14 protein-coding genes are annotated in these 16,506 nt (G+C 63.7%); 6 read left to right on the forward strand and 8 right to left on the reverse strand.

All coding sequences use genetic code 11. The annotated features are described in order from the left end of the window. Positions 1 to 14: 14 nt before the first annotated feature. The gene (gene dcuS / locus SR908_RS10930) at positions 15 to 1,640 is read right to left on the reverse strand and encodes a DcuS/MalK family sensor histidine kinase (RefSeq protein ID WP_246922298.1); all 1,626 of its coding nucleotides are present in this window, start codon (positions 1,638 to 1,640) and stop codon (positions 15 to 17) included. A gap of 207 nt (positions 1,641 to 1,847) precedes the next feature. Between dcuS and SR908_RS10935 the strand changes: the two genes are divergently transcribed. Then, the gene (locus tag SR908_RS10935) at positions 1,848 to 3,164 is read left to right on the forward strand and encodes a 2-hydroxycarboxylate transporter family protein (protein WP_246922295.1); all 1,317 of its coding nucleotides are present in this window, start codon (positions 1,848 to 1,850) and stop codon (positions 3,162 to 3,164) included. Positions 3,165 to 3,258: 94 nt separating this feature from the next. Here SR908_RS10935 and SR908_RS10940 read toward each other — a convergent pair whose 3' ends face one another. The 5 genes from SR908_RS10940 to SR908_RS10960 all read right to left on the reverse strand — a co-directional run bounded on the left by SR908_RS10940 (position 3,259) and on the right by SR908_RS10960 (position 8,672). Further along, positions 3,259 to 3,528 (reverse strand): YheU family protein, encoded by a 270-nt coding sequence (locus SR908_RS10940; protein ID WP_246922292.1) that lies wholly within the window; start codon positions 3,526 to 3,528, stop codon positions 3,259 to 3,261. Then, the gene (ligA, locus tag SR908_RS10945) at positions 3,525 to 5,570 is read right to left on the reverse strand and encodes an NAD-dependent DNA ligase LigA (protein WP_246922289.1); all 2,046 of its coding nucleotides are present in this window, start codon (positions 5,568 to 5,570) and stop codon (positions 3,525 to 3,527) included. The genes SR908_RS10940 and ligA overlap by 4 nt, the downstream gene beginning before the upstream one ends. Beyond that, on the reverse strand, positions 5,567 to 7,645 hold the full coding sequence (mnmC, locus tag SR908_RS10950; RefSeq protein WP_246922287.1) for a bifunctional tRNA (5-methylaminomethyl-2-thiouridine)(34)-methyltransferase MnmD/FAD-dependent 5-carboxymethylaminomethyl-2-thiouridine(34) oxidoreductase MnmC: 2,079 nt from the start codon (positions 7,643 to 7,645) through the stop codon (positions 5,567 to 5,569). Before mnmC ends, ligA begins: the two co-directional genes overlap by 4 nt. 158 nt (positions 7,646 to 7,803) lie before the next feature. Then, positions 7,804 to 8,103 carry a YciI family protein gene (locus tag SR908_RS10955; RefSeq protein WP_040239724.1) on the reverse strand — a complete coding sequence of 100 codons (300 nt, stop codon included), beginning with the start codon at positions 8,101 to 8,103 and terminating at the stop codon, positions 7,804 to 7,806. After that, positions 8,103 to 8,672 (reverse strand): septation protein A, encoded by a 570-nt coding sequence (locus SR908_RS10960; RefSeq protein WP_075369499.1) that lies wholly within the window; start codon positions 8,670 to 8,672, stop codon positions 8,103 to 8,105. The genes SR908_RS10955 and SR908_RS10960 overlap by 1 nt, the downstream gene beginning before the upstream one ends. Positions 8,673 to 8,782: 110 nt before the next feature. Between SR908_RS10960 and SR908_RS10965 the strand changes: the two genes are divergently transcribed. Together SR908_RS10965 and SR908_RS10970 are read left to right on the forward strand one after the other, a co-directional pair. Beyond that, positions 8,783 to 9,676, forward strand: a complete 894-nt coding sequence (locus SR908_RS10965) for a PHP domain-containing protein (protein ID WP_246922285.1) — start codon at positions 8,783 to 8,785, stop codon at positions 9,674 to 9,676. Positions 9,677 to 9,782: 106 nt separating this feature from the next. After that, positions 9,783 to 10,403, forward strand: coding sequence for an L-threonylcarbamoyladenylate synthase (locus SR908_RS10970; protein WP_246893919.1), 621 nt, complete (start codon positions 9,783 to 9,785; stop codon positions 10,401 to 10,403). 154 nt (positions 10,404 to 10,557) lie between these two features. Here SR908_RS10970 and SR908_RS10975 read toward each other — a convergent pair whose 3' ends face one another. Next, complete coding sequence (locus SR908_RS10975; RefSeq protein ID WP_246922283.1) at positions 10,558 to 11,439, reverse strand: ion transporter; 882 nt, start codon at positions 11,437 to 11,439, stop codon at positions 10,558 to 10,560. A 25-nt stretch (positions 11,440 to 11,464) separates the two neighbouring features. Further along, on the reverse strand, positions 11,465 to 12,313 hold the full coding sequence (locus SR908_RS10980) for a CYTH domain-containing protein (protein WP_246922281.1): 849 nt from the start codon (positions 12,311 to 12,313) through the stop codon (positions 11,465 to 11,467). A 104-nt stretch (positions 12,314 to 12,417) separates the two neighbouring features. Between SR908_RS10980 and SR908_RS10985 the strand changes: the two genes are divergently transcribed. From SR908_RS10985 to argA, 3 genes are all read left to right on the forward strand, one after another. Beyond that, complete coding sequence (locus tag SR908_RS10985; protein ID WP_097023558.1) at positions 12,418 to 13,098, forward strand: TIGR00153 family protein; 681 nt, start codon at positions 12,418 to 12,420, stop codon at positions 13,096 to 13,098. A gap of 50 nt (positions 13,099 to 13,148) precedes the next feature. After that, complete coding sequence (locus SR908_RS10990) at positions 13,149 to 14,420, forward strand: inorganic phosphate transporter (protein ID WP_097023559.1); 1,272 nt, start codon at positions 13,149 to 13,151, stop codon at positions 14,418 to 14,420. 114 nt (positions 14,421 to 14,534) lie between these two features. Then, the gene (gene argA, locus SR908_RS10995) at positions 14,535 to 15,848 is read left to right on the forward strand and encodes an amino-acid N-acetyltransferase (RefSeq protein ID WP_246922279.1); all 1,314 of its coding nucleotides are present in this window, start codon (positions 14,535 to 14,537) and stop codon (positions 15,846 to 15,848) included. The last annotated feature ends 658 nt before the right edge of the window (positions 15,849 to 16,506 follow it).

A 16,506-nucleotide genomic window follows, 5' to 3' on the forward strand; every position in this document is an offset into this window, starting at 1 on the left:
TTCTCATTGCTCGCTCAATTCTCGGTGGTGGACGACGAGGGATAGGGTAGGGCGACTTCGATCAAAGTGCCGCGCCCGGGTTCAGAATACAGGGCCAGGGTACCGTCATGTGCTTCGACATGCTCGCGCACCATCGCCAGCCCGAGGCCGCGTTGGTGCCCCTTGGACGAGGTGCCGCTGGCGAAGATGTGCTCTCGCATGGCCTCGGGGATGCCGGGGCCGGTGTCCTGTACATGCAGCGATAGCAGGGCGGCGTCGACGCCCATGGTGAGCGTGACGTGGCGCTCGTGTTGTTCGTCGACGGCATCGAAAGCGTTCTCCAGCAGGTTGCCCAGCACGATGACCAGCGTGTGAATCATGGCGGGGTCTTGCGGCGCGGGGATGGCGTCCTCAACGTCCACCGTCAAGGTAATGTCGCGTTCGCGGGCCTCGCTCTGCTTGCCGAGCAGAAAGCCCGCCAACACCGGCTCGCCGATGCCTTCGACCAGGGACGCCCCCGGCGCGACATGGTGGTCCGCCACGTCGCGCAGGTAGCGGTGCAGTGCGGGGTATTCCTCGAGTTGCATCAGGCCGAGCATGACATGCAGCTTGTTCTTGAATTCATGCGTCGCTGCGCGCAGAGCTTCGGCGTAACGTCGGACGCCGGTCAGCTCCTCGGCGAGCAGACGTACTTCGCTCTTGTCGCGGAAGGTGGCCACTGCCCCGATCACCTGGCCCTGGTGGCGAATCGGCATGCGATTGGCGAGTAGCGTCTGGCCGTTGATGAAGACTTCCTGGTCAAGCGACGCCTCGCCGCTTTGCAACACATCCGGCAGCCCACTTTGCGGTAGATAGTCGATGATTGGCGTGCCCAGTGCCGGCGCTTTCAGGCCCGCTTGCTCTAGCAGCGAGCAGGCGGCAGCGTTGGTCAGGGTAATACGCCCGGCGACATCCACCGCGAGAATGCCTTCGTGCACCGAGCCGAGAATCGCCTGGCGTTCTTCCACCAGACGCGTGATCTGGTGCGGTTCCAGACCCATCAGCACACGCTTGATGTAACGGGCCAGCCAGCTGGCACCCAGGGTGCCGAGAATCATTAGAAACGCGATGCCCAGCACCATGTGCAGACGGTTGTCGGACAGACGGGCGCCCAGCGTATCCAGTGTCACCCCCACCGAGACGGCGCCGAGCACCTCGCCGGCATCATTGCGTACCGGTGCGAAGCCGCGAATGCTGACGCCCAGCGTTCCCTCGGCCCGCGAGGCATAATGCTCGCCCTGCAGTGCCGGGCCTTCGTCGCCGCCCTGGAAATGCTCACCGATACGCGTTGGGTCGGGGTGCGTGAGACGAATGGCATGGGGATTCATCACCACGATGAAGTCCACGTTCAGACGCTGGCGCAAGGCGTCGATTTCCCCCTGAACGTCGCTATCGGCGGCGAAATCGCGCTTTTCTCCTGCGTCCTCCAGCACGTTGACGACACGCCGTCGCGACGCCACGACCTGGGCGATATCGGTGACACGGGCCGCCTGGGCGTCTTTCTGAGTGTCGCGCAGGGTGGCATCGAACATCCACAATGCCACGCCCAGCGTAACGATCACCGTCGAGGCGACGAGTAGCGAGATCAGCACATTGAGACGAACTGTCGGCAAGCGGGGCATGCGCATCGGGCCATATAGGGTGATTTTCGACCTTGGTGTAATACCCAAGCGTGACGTGCTATGCCGGATACAAGGTCGTCGTTTTCAATAATTTCAAAACGCTTTAATAAGTTGGCAAAGCTTGGTTCACGGCACGTGCGGCTTATCCTCGGCGGCGTTCACGTTCTCCGCCCGCGCGGGTGGATTCCAACACATGGGAGCACGCCAATGAATACCAGTGCCGCTACACAAAGCCTGGACGATACCCAGCACGCTTCGAGCGCGCTGGGTACGTTGCGCATCTTCGGCATGCCACTGCCGGTTTTCTTTATTTCTTTCGCTGTCATGGTCGTGGCCATGTTCACCGACACGCTGCCCAGCGGCATGATCGGTGCCTTGCTGGTCATGATGATACTCGGTGAATTGCTGGGCTTCATCGGTGATCGCCTGCCGATCGTCAAAAGCTACCTGGGCGGTGGCGCGATCCTGGCCATCTTCGGCGCGGCCGCATTGGTCTATGTGGGATGGTTGCCTACCAGTATCTCCGAGAATGTCACCCAGTTCATGAAAGGCGGGGGCTTCCTCAATTTCTATATCGCCGCTCTGATTACCGGCAGTATCCTGGGCATGGACTCCAAGGTGTTGGTCAAGGTCGGCTCGCGTTACGCGCTCCCCTTGATTTGCGCGGTGTTCTTCGCGGGGCTGTTCGCGGTGATCGTTGGCGCATTGATGGGCTTCTCGCCGCAGGACGCCCTGGTGGTCATCACGCTGCCGATTCTCGGTGGTGGCATGGGCGCGGGCGCGGTGCCCTTGAGCCAGATCTACGAGCAGCTTCTCGGTCAGCCGGCGAGTTACTATATTTCGATTCTGGTACCGGCGCTGGCGCTGGGTAACGTCTTCGCGATCATCATCGCGGGCCTGCTCAACGGCTTGGCCAAGCGTTTTCCGAAGCTGACGGGTAACGGTCAGATGATGCCGGGTGTGGAAATCGAGGAGCGCAAGAGCACCTTCGATCTCTCCAAGCTGGGCATCGGTGTCGTCGCTGCGCTGACGTTCTTCACCGCCGGGCAGATTCTGGGTAGCTTCATCCCGCTGCACCCCTATGCGCTGATGATCATCTTGGTCGCCGTGCTCAAGATCGCCAACGTAGTGCCGGAAAGCATCAACGAGTCCGCCTCGCAGTGGTTCCAGTTCGTCGCCAAGAACTGGACCTTCGCACTGCTGTTCGGGATCGGCATTGCCTATACCGATCTCGGCCAGGTGATCGATGCCATCACGCCGACCTATGTGATGATCGTGCTCGCCGTTGTGGCCGGGGCCGCCTTCGGCGCCGGGCTGGTCGGCAAGCTGGTCGGTTTCTATCCCGTCGAGTCGGCGATTACCGCGGGGCTGTGCATGGCCAATATGGGCGGCACCGGTGATGTCGCGGTACTCTCCGCCGCCAAGCGCATGCAGCTGATGCCTTTCGCGCAGATCTCCTCGCGGCTGGGTGGCGCCTTGATCCTGCTGATCTCCAGCATCCTCGTGCCAATGTTCTTTACTTGAAGCGTTCTTAGCCGGATTCGGTCCGGCGAAACGATCAACGGCGCCCCTTGGAGGGCGCCGTTTGCGTTTGACGCGGGGTACGCCGGGAAGCGACTCAGCCCTCTTCCTCGTCGTCGGCCAGTTGGCGTCCGAACGCATGCCATTGTTCCAGCGTCATGACCTCGGTGGTCTCCGTTTGCAGGTCATGGGCGATCAGTAACTCGCCGCGCTCGAGCTGGCCTTTGAGCTCGCGCACCCAGGCCGGCATGCCTTCGCCTTCATCGGTCGTGTCGTAGCCTTCGCGGGTGACGAAACCCTCCAGCAACGCATCCAGCGTATCGGCCGGCAGCATGCGGTAGGGCACTTCTATGAAGCGTCCGCTCATTGGTTTTCCTCCGCGTTTTCCCACTCAGCGAGTCGTTGCAGGAACGTACTCTCATCGAGCACTTCCACCTCGAGCTCGCGCGCCTTTTCGAGCTTGCTGCCCGCTGCCTCGCCAGCGACGAGCGCGGCGGTCTTCTTGGAGACGCTTCCCGAGACCTTGGCGCCGAGCGCCTGCAGACGCGCCTTGCCGTCATCGCGGGTCATGCTCTCGAGGGTCCCGGTGAGCACCCAGGTCTGGCTGGCGAGCGGCTGGGGACGGCCGGCGATCTCGACCTCTTCCCAGGTGACGCCGACCCCCTGCAGGTCCTCGAGCGTTTCCTGGTTGTGGGGCTGGCGGAAGAAGGTGTGAATATGCCGGGCGACGACCGGACCCACGTCCTCGACCGCTTCCAGCGCCTCCAGAGACGCCTTTGAAAGCGCCTGCAGCGAGCCGAAGTGACGTGCCAGGCTCGCGGCGGTGGCTTCGCCCACTTCACGAATGCCGATGGCATAGACGAAACGTGCCAGCGTGGTGCGTTTGGCAGCTTCCAGCGCGTTGACCAGGTTGTTGGCGGACTTCTCCGCCAGCCTGGGCAGTTCCGCCAGCTTGTCGGCCTCGAGACGGAACAGGTCCGCCGGTGTCTTGACCCAGTCGCGCTCGACCAGCAGATCGATCAGCTTTTCGCCCAGGCCGTCGATATCCAGTGCGCGGCGGCTGGCGAAGTGCTTCAGCGCCTCCTTGCGTTGGGCGGGACAGAACAGTCCGCCGGAGCAACGTGCCGCGACTTCGCCCTCGGCGCGCTCGATCTGCGAGCCGCAGACCGGGCACTCGGCCGGCATCTCGATGGCGCGAGTCTCGGTCGGGCGCTGCGTCTCGACGACGCCCACGATCTGCGGGATGACATCACCGGCGCGACGCACGACCACGGTATCGCCGATGCGTACGCCGAGGCGTGCGACTTCGTCCATGTTGTGCAGCGTGGCGTTGGAGACGGTGACGCCGGCCACCTGGACCGGCTCCAGCTTGGCCACCGGCGTCAGCGTGCCAACGCGACCGACCTGGAAAGCCACGTCGTTGAGTACCGTCATCTGCTCTTGGGCCGGATACTTGTAGGCGATGGCCCAGCGCGGGGCGCGAGCGACGAAGCCCAGTTCGCGCTGATCGCGCAGGCTGTCGACCTTGAGCACAGCGCCGTCGATGTCGTAATCGAGGCCTTCGCGCTGTTCGCCCAGGCGGTGGCAGAAGTCGATCACGCCGTGCTCGCCCTTGACCACGTCGAGCAGCGGGCTGGTGCGAAAGCCCAGCGTCCGCAGGCGCTTGAGATAATCGGAATGCGAGTGTGCGTCATCCTCGCCTTCGAGCCGGGCGACCTGATAGGCGCAGAACTCCAGCGGCCGCGCGGCGGCGATCGAGGAATCCAGCTGGCGCAGGCTGCCGGCGGCGGCGTTGCGCGGGTTGGCGAACACCTTGTCGCCGTTTTCGCGGGCGCGGGCATTGAGTGCCTCGAACCCCGAGTGGCGCATGTAGACCTCGCCGCGTACCTCGATCAGCGGCGGAATCGAGTCGCCGCGCAACTTGAGCGGGATCGAGCGGATGGTGCGCAGATTGAGCGTGACATCCTCGCCGGTGCGCCCGTCACCGCGCGTGGCGCCCTGGACCAGTTGGCCGTTCTCGTAGACCAGCGCCACCGCCAGGCCATCGAGCTTGGGTTCGCAGCAAAACGGAAGCGTTTCGCTGTCGTGTTCGAGCTTGTCCGCGACGCGCTTGACGAAGGCCGCCAGCTCCGCGTCGTCGAAGGCGTTGTCCAGCGACAGCATGGGCACGGCATGGGTCACTTCCTCGAAACGCTCGGCGGGAGCCGCTCCGACGCGTTGCGTGGGGGAGTCCGGCGTCTTCAGCTCGGGATGCTCGGCCTCCAGTGACTGCAGCTCGCGCAGCAGGGCATCGTACTCCGCGTCGGTGATCTGCGGATCGTCCTCGACGTAGTACTGGTAGTTGGCGTCGTCCAGCTGCTGATGCAGGCTGTCGGCCCGCTCGTGGACCGCTTGGGGAATCTGGCTCATGGTGTCTCGGTCGTGTTCGGTGACGTCGGGGGCTCGTCGCGCTTGGATGATGCCGACAGTGTAGCGTTTCCGCGAATGATATCGGCGATGAGACGTCGACCGGGATGGAGATGGTCGACCAGTTCGCGTTCCAGCGGCAGCGGCTCGTCGCACAGGCGGGAGGCGATGACCTCGGCGCACAGCGGTGCGCTGGCCAGCCCCCGCGAGCCGTGCGCGGCACTGACCCACAAGCCGGGGTGATGCCGTCCCGGCGTGTTGGGGATGCGACGCGCATCACTGCCGAGCACGGCGTAGTCGTCGAGCCAGGCCTCGCGCACGGGCACCGGCCCGGCATAGGGCGACTTGTCCGGGCTGGCGGCGCGCAGGCTGGCGCGGCCCTCGCAGGCGGCCGGGTCGAGCGTGACGCCGGCCGCGCGCAGCGCCTCGGCGAAGGCGGGTAGGGTGGCGGTGAATTCATCCAGGTTGCGCGCATGATCCGTCGTGTGCACGGCGGTGTCGGTATCGCCGGGGGCGAAGGTCGCGCCGAGGCTGAGCACGCCCTCCATCGCCGGGGCGACATACCCACCCGCGCAGACCACGCGTGCCAATGACGGCGCATCGGCGGGCACCGGCACGTGGGTGAGCTGGCCGCGAATCGGCTTGAGCGGCAGGCCGGCCAGAGGCGCGAAGCGCGGTGTCTCGTGGGCGGTGGCGACGACCACATGGTCGGCCGTGAGCGTGGCGCCATCGGTCAGCGCGATGCGCCAGGCGTCGGCATCGAAGTCGAGATCGCGCGCCTCGCCACGCCGCTGGGTGATGCCGGGGCTCGCGGCCAGTTGTCGGCACAACCGGTCGGGACGCACCCAACCGGCCTGGGGATAGTCGAGTCCCGACGCGTCGAGCGGTGTGCCGGCGGCCTGGCTCGCGGTGGCGGCGTCTACGCCGTGCACCACGCGCTCGGGCAGGGCGTGATGGGCCAGGAAGCGCTGCTGGCGGGCGGCTTCCTTGGTGCCGGGCGCCAGTTGCAGCACGCCGCTGTCCTGCCACAGACGCTGCTCGGGGTCGAGGGCGGTCAGCCAGCGCCGGGTGTGCAGCAAACCGGCAAGGTAGACGCGGCTTTGCGGATTGGTCTCGGCGGCGAGCTTGACGTAGAGCGCCCCCTGGCGATTGCCGGAAGCGCCCGCACCGGGGGCGTCGCGCTCGAGCAGCGTGACCGCGACCCCGCGGCGGGCCAGGGCGTCGGCCACGCTGGTCCCGGCGAGCCCCGCGCCGATGACCACCACATGCCGCGCGGTAGATGCTTCGGGCGGTGTGAACCAGGGCGTCGCCGCGCGCCGCGTATCATGCGGTGGCTCGGCGATCTCGCCGCACAGCATCTCGCGTTTGCGGCCGAAGCCGGGCGTCTTACGCCAGGTGAAGCCCGCGTCGCGCAGGCCGCGCTTGACGACGCCGGCGCAGGTGAAGGTGGCGAAGGTCGCCCCCGGGCGGCTGACGGTGGCCATTGCCTCGTAAAGCGCCGGTTGCCACATGTCGGGATTCTTGGCCGGCGAGAAACCATCCAGAAACCAGGCGTCCACACGGCCATCGAGACGCGTCAGACGCTCGGCCGCATCGCCGAAGTGCAGGTCGAGGGTGACGCGCTCAGAAAGCCATAGCCGGTGCACACCGCTGAGCGGTTCGGGCCATTGGTCGATCAGCGGGCGAACATGCGCGGCCAGGTCGGGCCAGATCGCTAGTGCCCGTGCCAAGGCATCACGCGGGAGCGGATATTTCTCGGTCGACACCAGGTGCAAGCGCGCCTGGGCGGGGGCGTGTCGCTCGAAACACGTCCAGGCGCAGAGCATATTGAGGCCGGTGCCGAAGCCGGTTTCGCCGATCACGAAGGGGCGCGCTTTCTGCCATGCGGCGAATCGCTCGGGCAGGCGATTGCCCTCGAGAAAGACATGCATAGTCTCGGCGCGGCCATCGTGGCGCGAGAAATACACATCCTCATGAACGCTGGAATAGGGTGCGTCGCCGATATCGTCGGCACGCCATTCCAGCTCGGGCGGCGCGAGGGCGGTCAACGGCGGCAGGGGACGCGAAACGGCGGGCATGGCACTCGCTACCAGGTCAAAGACTGGTTAAAAATTAATCGAAATCGGCAAGGCGGCGTGACGACCGCTATCTAGAAAGCCGTCCGCCGCCTTTTCACAGTTTTATCCACACCTGGTGTGCACAAAAGATTGGCGCCCAGGTGTGGATAAACGTGCGGTTACGGCAAGACCTTCTTGAACGGCTTGACGGTGACCTTGGCGTAGACGCCAGCGATCACGAAGGGGTCGGCGTCGGCCCACGCCTGGGCATCCTGCAAGCTGTCGAACTCGGCGATCACTACGCTGCCGGTGAAGCCGGCCTCGCCCGGGTCGTTGGCATCCACGGCGGGGCTGGGGCCGGCGAGTACCAGGCGCCCTTCGTCGCGGAGTTTCTCGAGACGCGCCAGATGATCGGGACGCGCCGCCTTGCGGCGTTCGAGGCTGTCTTGCACATCGTCGCTAACGATCGAGTAAAGCATCAGACGTCATCCTTCTGGTGGTCGTTTTGATGAAGCGTATCGCGGGACATGTGACGCGCCAGGTAGAGACCCTGGCCGATCACGAACAACAGGGTCAGCCCCAGCATGCCGAACAGCTTGAAGTTGACCCAAGTGGCCTCGTCGTAGGTCTTGAAGACATACACATTGATCGCACCCAGCACAATGAAGAAGAGCGCCCAGGCGAGGTTGAGGCGGCGCCAGGTCGCGGCGGGAAGCGTGATGGCCTTGCCCATCATGCGTTCCACGAGTGTCTTGCCACCGAACAGCGGCGCGACCAGAAACGCGAAGGCGAACAGCCAATTGACCACGGTCGGCTTCCATTGGATGAATGCCGCGTTGTGAAACAGCACGGTCGCCCCGCCCATGACCACGACCAGTACCAGGGTCACCAACTGCATCTTTTCCACACGGCGGTAGCGCCACCACATGAAGGCGACCTGCAGCAGTGTGGCGGGAATCAGCACCAGGGTGGCGAGCAGAATATCGCCGCTGAAGTGATACACCGCGAAAAACAATACGATGGGCAGAAAATCCAAGAACATTTTCATCGGCGAGCATCCTGTGAGGTGCCGGCGCGGCACGGGAATTGACCCAGCGCAGCGCGAGCGAGCACTATGGCGAGCCTATTCTGACAAAGACGCCGCACCGCGTCATGCCCATGAGCCAACCCTTACCGCCCCTGCCCGATACCTTCGATGCCGATCTCGGCCTCGACCTGCACATGCATTCGACCGCCTCCGATGGCGCGCTATCGCCCCAAGCGTTGACCGACGCCTGCCACGCCAAGGGCGTCACGCGATTCTCTCTGACCGATCATGACACCGTGGCCGGTGTCGCCGAGGCCCAGCGCCATGCCGAAAGCTTGGGTATGCGTTGCCTGGCGGGGAGCGAGTTATCCACCTTGTGGCGGGGTATCGGCATTCACGTGGTGGCGTTGTTGCCCGAGGGTGCCAGTGGCGCCCTGGTGCCCGGGCTCGAGACGCAGGCGCAGGCTCGTGTAGCGAGGGCCCAGGAAATCGCCCGACGTTTGGAAAAGATCGGCCTCGAAGACGCCCTGGCGCGTGCCCGCGAGCAGGCCGGCAGCGAGCGTCCTCTAGGGCGGCCGGACTTCGCCAAGGCTCTGGTGGCCGCGGGCCTGGTCCCGGACATGCCGACGGCCTTCAAGAAGTATCTGGGCGCCGGGAAGCCCGGTGATGTGAAGACCCATTGGCCGTATCTCAGCGAAGTGGTCGAATGGATTCGCGACAGCCAGGGCATCGCGGTACTCGCGCATCCGCTGCGCTATCGCCTCACGCATCGCAAGCGCAGCCAACTGCTGGACAGCTTCCGCGAGGCTGGCGGGGAAGCCGCCGAATTGATCAGCGGGCATCAGAACGCCGACGTGGGGCGTGACCTGGCCCGTCAGCTCGAAGCGCGTGATCTCATGGGATCGCAGGGCAGCGATTTCCACTATCCGGGCGGGCCGCTGGCACCGGGCGTGATGAGTGCGCCGCCACGCTGTTCGGTGACACCGGTGTGGCGTCACCCCAGGCTTGCGAGATTCGCCGCGTAAGGTTAATGCTGGGGACGAGGCACGTCGTGCGGCCCAGCGCCTTCGCTACTCAGCACGTTCGGTCCTCGGTTCTTCCGGTTCGTTCTTCCGGCCCAAGGAGGCAGGCATGACCCAGTTCTTTCAGATTCATCCCGACAACCCGCAGAAACGGCTCATCGATCAGACGATCTCGTTGTTGCGCGGTGGCGGCGTGATCGCTTATCCGACCGATTCGGGCTATGCGCTCGGTTGCTGCCTGGGCGAGAAGAAGGCCATCGAGAAGATTAAGTGGCTGCGCTCGCTGGATGACAAGCATAACTTCACGCTGGTGTGTTCCGACCTGTCCGAGATCGGCACTTACGCCAAGGTCGATAACGACGTGTTCCGCCTGCTCAAGGCGCATACGCCGGGGCCGTATACCTTCATTCTCAACGCCACCAACGAGGTGCCGCGTCTGCTCTTGCATCCCAAGCGGCGCTCCATCGGGGTTCGCGTGCCGGATCATCGCATCAGCCATGCGTTGCTCGCGGCGCTGGGCGAGCCGTTGATGAGCGTGACGTTGATCCCCGTCGACGACGATCTACCAATGACCGACCCCGAGGCGATCCGCGAACGCTTTGGCGCGCACCTCGATGCCGTCATCGACGGCGGCGCCTGCCACCTGGATCCGACCACGGTGGTCGATATGCGCGAGATGCCGCCTACCGTCGTCCGTGAAGGGCGCGGCGACACGGCGCCGTTCCAGTAAGCACGGGGGCAAGGTGGAAAGCTGCGGTGACAAGCCTTCGCGAGGGCGCTATGAACCCTTCCTTGGGCGCTACATTCGTCATCCATGACGAATGATCCTCGCGCCGGCTTGTCACCGGCATGGCTCTCACGAAACGACTATGGTTTCAGTGCCTCTACGGGGAGGCACCATCTGCCTCGTCTCTCTGGCGGGGGTCCTGGGTGTCTTCGTCGAGCCAGGTGCCACATTTGCGGCAATACTTGGCGTCGCGCTCGTGCCCTTCGTGTCCGCAGCCGGGGCAGGCTTCTTCGGAGTAGCGTTCTTCATGGATCGAGCGGATCACCTCCGCCGAGAAGACACCCGTGGGCACGGCGATGATCGAGTACCCCAATATCATCATGCACGCCGAGATGAACTGGCCGAGCGGGGTGGTGGGAGTGATGTCGCCATAACCCACCGTGGTTAGCGTGACGATGGCCCAGTACATCGCACGCGGCATGCTGGTGAAGCCCGCCTCCGGTGGCTCGATCATGTAAATCAGGGCGCCGAAGATGGTGATGATCAACAGCACTGTGAACAAAAACAGCATGATCTTGCGATAGCTGCGTGTAAGTGCCTGCGTCAGCATGCGGCCTTCACCGACGAATTCCATCAAGCGCAGTACTCTGAAGACGCGTAGTGCACGTAGCACACGCACCACGAGAAGCGACTGGGCGCCGGGTATCAGCAGGCTGAGCCAGGTGGGCAGGATGGAGAGTAGATCGACGATGCCATAGAAGCTCTTCAAGTAGCGTAGCGGGCGTTCCAGGCAGTAAAGCCGTACCGCCAGCTCCAATGTGAAGAGCAGCGTGAAGCCCCACTCGAGCAGGTAGAACGCCCCACCGAAGCGGGCGTGAAGGCTCGGCACGCTGTCCACGAACACCACCGCCACGCTGAGGAGAATCAGCGTGATGAGGACGATGTCGAAGATCTTCGCGGCCCTGGTGTCGGACTCGAAGATGATGTGGAACAGCGTCTTGCGCAGGCCCGTGTCGGCGGGTTCGAAAGGCAACGTCAAAGGTCGGTCTCCTGCATCGCGTCAGTCAGGTGGTGGCGTGGTGCCAGGCGGCGAGCCAGTCGCGGCTCATCTCGGGCGTGAGCCAGGTATCGAGACGCGCGTCGTCGGCGTCACGCAAGGCGCTCGCCAAGCGGTGAGCGGCGCTGCCGCCAAGTGCCTCCAGATGACTGCCGGCGCGGTAACGATAGTCCGCATGCCCCGTATCCTGCCAAGCATCCAGCGCCTCGAGCGCCGCGTTCCAGTGACTTTGGGCGTCTGCGGCGTTGTCGGTGAGCGTCCAGCCGTCATGCAGGGCGGCGCCGCGCTGGGCCTTGCTGGCATTGGCGGGGCGTAGTGCTACGCCGTCCGCGAGAGAGGCAGCCAATTTCCACAGGGCATCGGCACTGCCTGCCTTGAGCTCGAGCTCCAGCTCACGGATCGCGACCTGCCGCTCGCCGGCATGAATGGTGCCGATATCCAGCGCGACCTCGATCGTGGCGTCCGCCTCGATGACATCCCAGCGCTCGCGAGTGAAGTCGGTGGTGAAGCGCGGGGCGAGCTGGGCGAGATCCGCGTCGTCGATGGCCTCCGGCGCATGCTGGCGGATGCCGTCGATATCCAGTTCGTCGCCATCGATCGGCCATTCCCATTCGCCGCGTGCGTGCAGGCCACCCTGGCCGCTACCTGCCGTCTTGAGAGTCTGCAGGTAGCCGTCTGGCGTGCGGCGAATGCGCAAGGCGATACGCGCGTGCTCCAGGGCGCGCCCTGGCGTGTCGTAGTAGGTGTTGGCGAGCCACGCACGCTGCATGCGATGGTTCGCGAGTCGTGGATGCTGGCGAAGCGCATGCGGGCCGCTAGCGCCGAGGGCGAGCTTGAGTTCGATTTCCTGAGCCATGCTGGTCCTTGAGCGTTGATGACAAGAGAATGAATTTTCCATGACGAGCAGGGGTGCAGTCACTATACTGACGCCGCCATTCCCAACGCATCGAATCTGACATTATGGTGACTTCCAATCCGTTTTCGGCCTTGTTCGGGCGTTCGCCTTTCGAGCCCTTGCTTGCGCACATCGTCAAGACAAGCGAATGCGCCGAGCGACTCCTGCCGTTTTTCGATGCCACGCAGGCGGGCAACTGGGATGACGCCGCCACGCATCGAGAAGCGATCACCGAGCTCGAGCACGAGGCCGATACTCTCAAGACCGAATTGCGTCTCAACCTTCCCAACAGCATGTTCTTGCCGGTCTCGCGTTCCGATCTGCTGGAGTTGATCAGCGTACAGGATAAGATCGCCAACAAGGCGCGCGATATTACCGGCATCATGCTGGGCCGCCAGATGCAGGTGCCGGAGTCGCTGGCACCTTCGATGCGCGCTTACCTCGAAACCGCTATCGCCACTGTGGGCCAAGCGCGCAAGGCACTCGAAGAGCTCCAGGAGCTGCTCGATTCCGGCTTTGGGCGTAACGTCGGCGATCTCATGCAGGATTTTATCCGCGAGCTTCATGATCTCGAGCATCAGGCCGACGATCAGCAGGTGCATATTCGTCGCCAGCTCTTCGAGTTGGAGGCCGAGTTGCCGCCGGTCGATGTGATCTTCCTCTATAAGATCATCGAATGGATCGGTGAATTGTCCGACCGCGCCGAGCGCGTCGGCAGTCGTCTCCAAATCCTCACGGCCCGCTAAACGCGGGCCGTGTGATTTTCCGTCTCACGCCAGCCAGATAGAACTTGCCTATGTCCATCATTGCGCAGTACGGCGATGTCTTCATCATTCTCGCCTGCATTTTCGGTTTCTTCATGGCCTGGGGGGTAGGGGCCAACGATGTGGCCAATGCCATGGGGACCTCCGTGGGGTCCAAGGCCATTACCATTCGTCAGGCGATTCTCATCGCCGTGGTATTTGAGTTTCTCGGGGCATGGCTGGCGGGGGGCCAGGTCACCGATACCATCCGCAAAGGGATCATCGACCCCAGCTTGCTTTCCGATGACCCGCAGTTGTTGGTCTACGGCATGCTGGCCTCGTTGCTGGCGGCGGGCGTGTGGCTGTTCATCGCTTCCATGCGCGGCTGGCCAGTGTCCACCACGCACTCCATCGTCGGGGCCATTGTCGGTTTCGCGGTCGCTGGGCTTGGCGTCGACTCCGTCGGCTGGCCCAAGGTGGGGCAGATCGCGGCAAGCTGGGTGGTGTCGCCGTTATTGGCGGGGTCCATCGCCTTCGCGTTGTTCAAGTCGGTACAGTTCCTGATCTTCGAGAACCGCGACCCCTTCGCGGCCGCCAAGCGTTATGTGCCCGGTTATATTTTTCTGGTCGGCTTCATCGTGGCGATGGTCACCCTGGTCAAGGGGCTCTCCCATGTCGGGCTGAAAATGAGCTTTGGCGATAGTCTGTTGATCGCGATCGGGATCGGCTTGGTGGTGATGGTCATCGGCATCCTGATGGAAAATCGCGTCGATCGTGCCAAACGCAAGCGCGGCGGCTCGCCGTTCGATTTCAACAGCGTCGAGCGTGTGTTCGGTGTGCTGATGATGTTCACCGCTTGCGCCATGGCATTCGCACACGGCTCCAACGATGTCGCCAACGCCGTGGGGCCGCTGGCGGCGGTCATCAGCGTCGTCGAATCGAACGGTGACGTCGGTGGCGCCGCCGCATTGCCGTGGTGGGTGCTAGTGCTGGGCGGCGGCGGTATCGTCGTCGGCTTGATCACCTATGGCCATAAAGTCATCGCTACGGTGGGCACGGGCATCACCGAACTGACGCCGAGTCGCGGTTTTGCGGCGACTCTGGCGGCGGCGGCGACCGTCGTGCTGGCCTCGGGGACCGGTTTGCCGGTCTCCACGACGCAGACGCTGGTCGGTGCGGTGCTCGGGGTCGGCCTGGCCCGCGGGATCACGGCGCTCAACATGCGCGTGCTGGGCACTATCGTGCTGTCTTGGGTAATCACCCTACCGGCCGGCGCGTTGCTGTCGATCATGTTCTTCTTCATGTTCAAGGGCTTCTTCGGCTAATACATCGCCGAGCATTGGACGCGTACGCAAGGCGGGATCGGAGAACACCGGTCCCGCCTTTTCATTGCCTCTGATATAGTCAGTGTCTCTTTCTTCCTGCAGCTGGAGCGGGCCTTGAACACGCGTTTCCCCTTCGCCGATTGGTTTCGTAATTCGTCTCCGTATATCAATGCGCATCGCGGGCGTACGTTCGTGGTGCTCATCGAAGGCGAGGCATTGGCATCCGAGCGATGGGAGCCACTGCTTCAGGACCTGGCTTTGCTGCATACCCTGGGCGTGCGCCTGGTGATGGTCTTCGGCATTCGTCCGCAGGTGGGCGAGGCGCTGAGCGAAGCGGGGATCGAGCCGCGCCGGATCGACGGGCGTTGGGTGGCCGACGAGTCGATCATGCGCCATGTCGAACGTATCGCTGCCGAGCTGCGCCTCAAGATCGAGGCACGCCTCTCGTTGGGGCTACCCAACACGCCGTTGCATGGCGTCGAGCTGACGGTGGTCTCCGGTAATCTGGTGACCGCCAAACCGCTGGGCGTGCGCGATGGCGTCGATTTTCACCACAGTGGCGAGGTACGCCGCGTGCGTAGCCAGGCCATCGCCGAACTGCTGGCGAAGGAAACGTTGGTACTGGTGCCGCCGTTGGGATATTCGAGCACTGGCGAAGTGTTCGATCTGGATGCGGCCGATGTCGCTCAGCACGTCGCCATGGGGCTGGGCGCCGACAAGCTGATTCTGCTCGGTGACGAGGCGGGGCTGCACGATGCCAGCGGCATGTTGCAGCGCCAGCTTACCCCGCAGGAGGCCGAGCCGTTACGGCGTCAGGCGGCGCCGGGCAGCGAATTGGCGCGGCACCTGGGGGCGGCGTGCGAAGCGGCGCGGCATGGCGTAGCCCGCACACACCTGCTTTCCTGGCACGATCGCGACGCCTTGCTCGGGGAGCTGTTCACCCGCGATGGGGTGGGGACCATGATCACTCAGCATCGCTACGAGCAGTTGCGCCGCGCGACGCTGGAAGACGTGGGCGGCTTGCTCGAGCTGCTGCGTCCGCTCGAGGAGCGCGGCATGCTCGTGGCGCGCTCGCGGGAGCGGCTCGAACATCAGATCGACGACTACTGGGTCATCGAGCGCGACGGCATGATCATCGGTTGCAGTGCCATGCATGCCTACCCCGAGGTGGGCATGGGGGAGCTGGCGTGTGTCGCCGTGCATGGCGATTATCGCGGTGGTGCGCGCGGCGATCTGCTGTTGGCCGAGGTCGAGCGTGAATCCCGGCGGCGCGGCTACAGCGCCTTGTTTGCCCTCACCACCCACACCACGCACTGGTTCCTAGAGCACGGCTTTCGACTCGACGGTCTCGAGGTGCTGCCACACCTGCGGCGCGATTCCTATAACCATGCACGCCAATCCAAGGTGTTGCTCAAACCCCTCGGTTAAGCGCCTGCCCTGTGCCGCCGCCTAACGACTAGGCGGCCCTGAGACTCGCCCGTCCGGCGGCCTGCAGTGTCGCCCCTACCTGACGGGGTGTCTCCAAAAAGAGACGTAATAAGTTACTGTTTTTATTGATATTTACTTTTATCGGCGAAAGGGCGTTGGTAGGAGGCGACACTGTGAGCGCCAAAATGCCCTCGTTTCTCGATGAAATAGCCTATCGCGCGGTTTAGGGCTGCAATTAATGTTTTTAAGTTGCTGTTTTTAAATGATTTTTAAAAAACTGGCACGGCTATCGCAATATATAGGGTGAGCAACGGGAAACGGTTCAACACGGCTCGAACCGTTTCTCGATCGATCAAGCCAGGGCGTTTCGATCACAACCCTGTGCGTAATGTCCCGGCTAGATTGATCAGCGTCTGCTCCACGCGATGTGTGACTTAGGTTGCGATGAGACGGGTACCGCCTACGGGCATGGAAAGGTACCAAAAGGGCAAGGATGCCCAGGCATGGATGCCACCCCTTCGGGGGCTAATTCGCTGCGCCGCCCTTGGCGACGCGGCACACGAAACGAAGTGGCGGCTGCGCCGTCAACATGAGGGCCTTTTTCCTGGCAATGTATGGACCTCATGGCTTCGTGGGCTTTCGAGCCCCTCGATCACTC

It is taken from the genome of Chromohalobacter canadensis, from assembly GCF_034479555.1.
Lineage (GTDB): Bacteria > Pseudomonadota > Gammaproteobacteria > Pseudomonadales > Halomonadaceae > Chromohalobacter > Chromohalobacter canadensis.

Bases quoted from the DNA above. Each gene is read 5' to 3' on its own strand.
- SR908_RS10980 (WP_246922281.1), bottom strand. From the start codon at position 12,313: ATGGCTCAGGAAATCGAACTCAAGCTCGCCCTCGGCGCTAGCGGCCCG.
- SR908_RS10960 (WP_075369499.1), bottom strand. From the start codon at position 8,672: ATGAAAATGTTCTTGGATTTTCTGCCCATCGTATTGTTTTTCGCGGTG.
- SR908_RS10955 (WP_040239724.1), bottom strand. From the start codon at position 8,103: ATGCTTTACTCGATCGTTAGCGACGATGTGCAAGACAGCCTCGAACGC.
- SR908_RS10970 (WP_246893919.1), top strand. From the start codon at position 9,783: ATGACCCAGTTCTTTCAGATTCATCCCGACAACCCGCAGAAACGGCTC.
- SR908_RS10990 (WP_097023559.1), top strand. From the start codon at position 13,149: ATGTCCATCATTGCGCAGTACGGCGATGTCTTCATCATTCTCGCCTGC.
- dcuS (WP_246922298.1), bottom strand. From the start codon at position 1,640: ATGCCCCGCTTGCCGACAGTTCGTCTCAATGTGCTGATCTCGCTACTC.
- mnmC (WP_246922287.1), bottom strand. From the start codon at position 7,645: ATGCCCGCCGTTTCGCGTCCCCTGCCGCCGTTGACCGCCCTCGCGCCG.
- SR908_RS10985 (WP_097023558.1), top strand. From the start codon at position 12,418: ATGGTGACTTCCAATCCGTTTTCGGCCTTGTTCGGGCGTTCGCCTTTC.
- ligA (WP_246922289.1), bottom strand. From the start codon at position 5,570: ATGAGCCAGATTCCCCAAGCGGTCCACGAGCGGGCCGACAGCCTGCAT.
- SR908_RS10940 (WP_246922292.1), bottom strand. From the start codon at position 3,528: ATGAGCGGACGCTTCATAGAAGTGCCCTACCGCATGCTGCCGGCCGAT.
- SR908_RS10965 (WP_246922285.1), top strand. From the start codon at position 8,783: ATGAGCCAACCCTTACCGCCCCTGCCCGATACCTTCGATGCCGATCTC.
- SR908_RS10935 (WP_246922295.1), top strand. From the start codon at position 1,848: ATGAATACCAGTGCCGCTACACAAAGCCTGGACGATACCCAGCACGCT.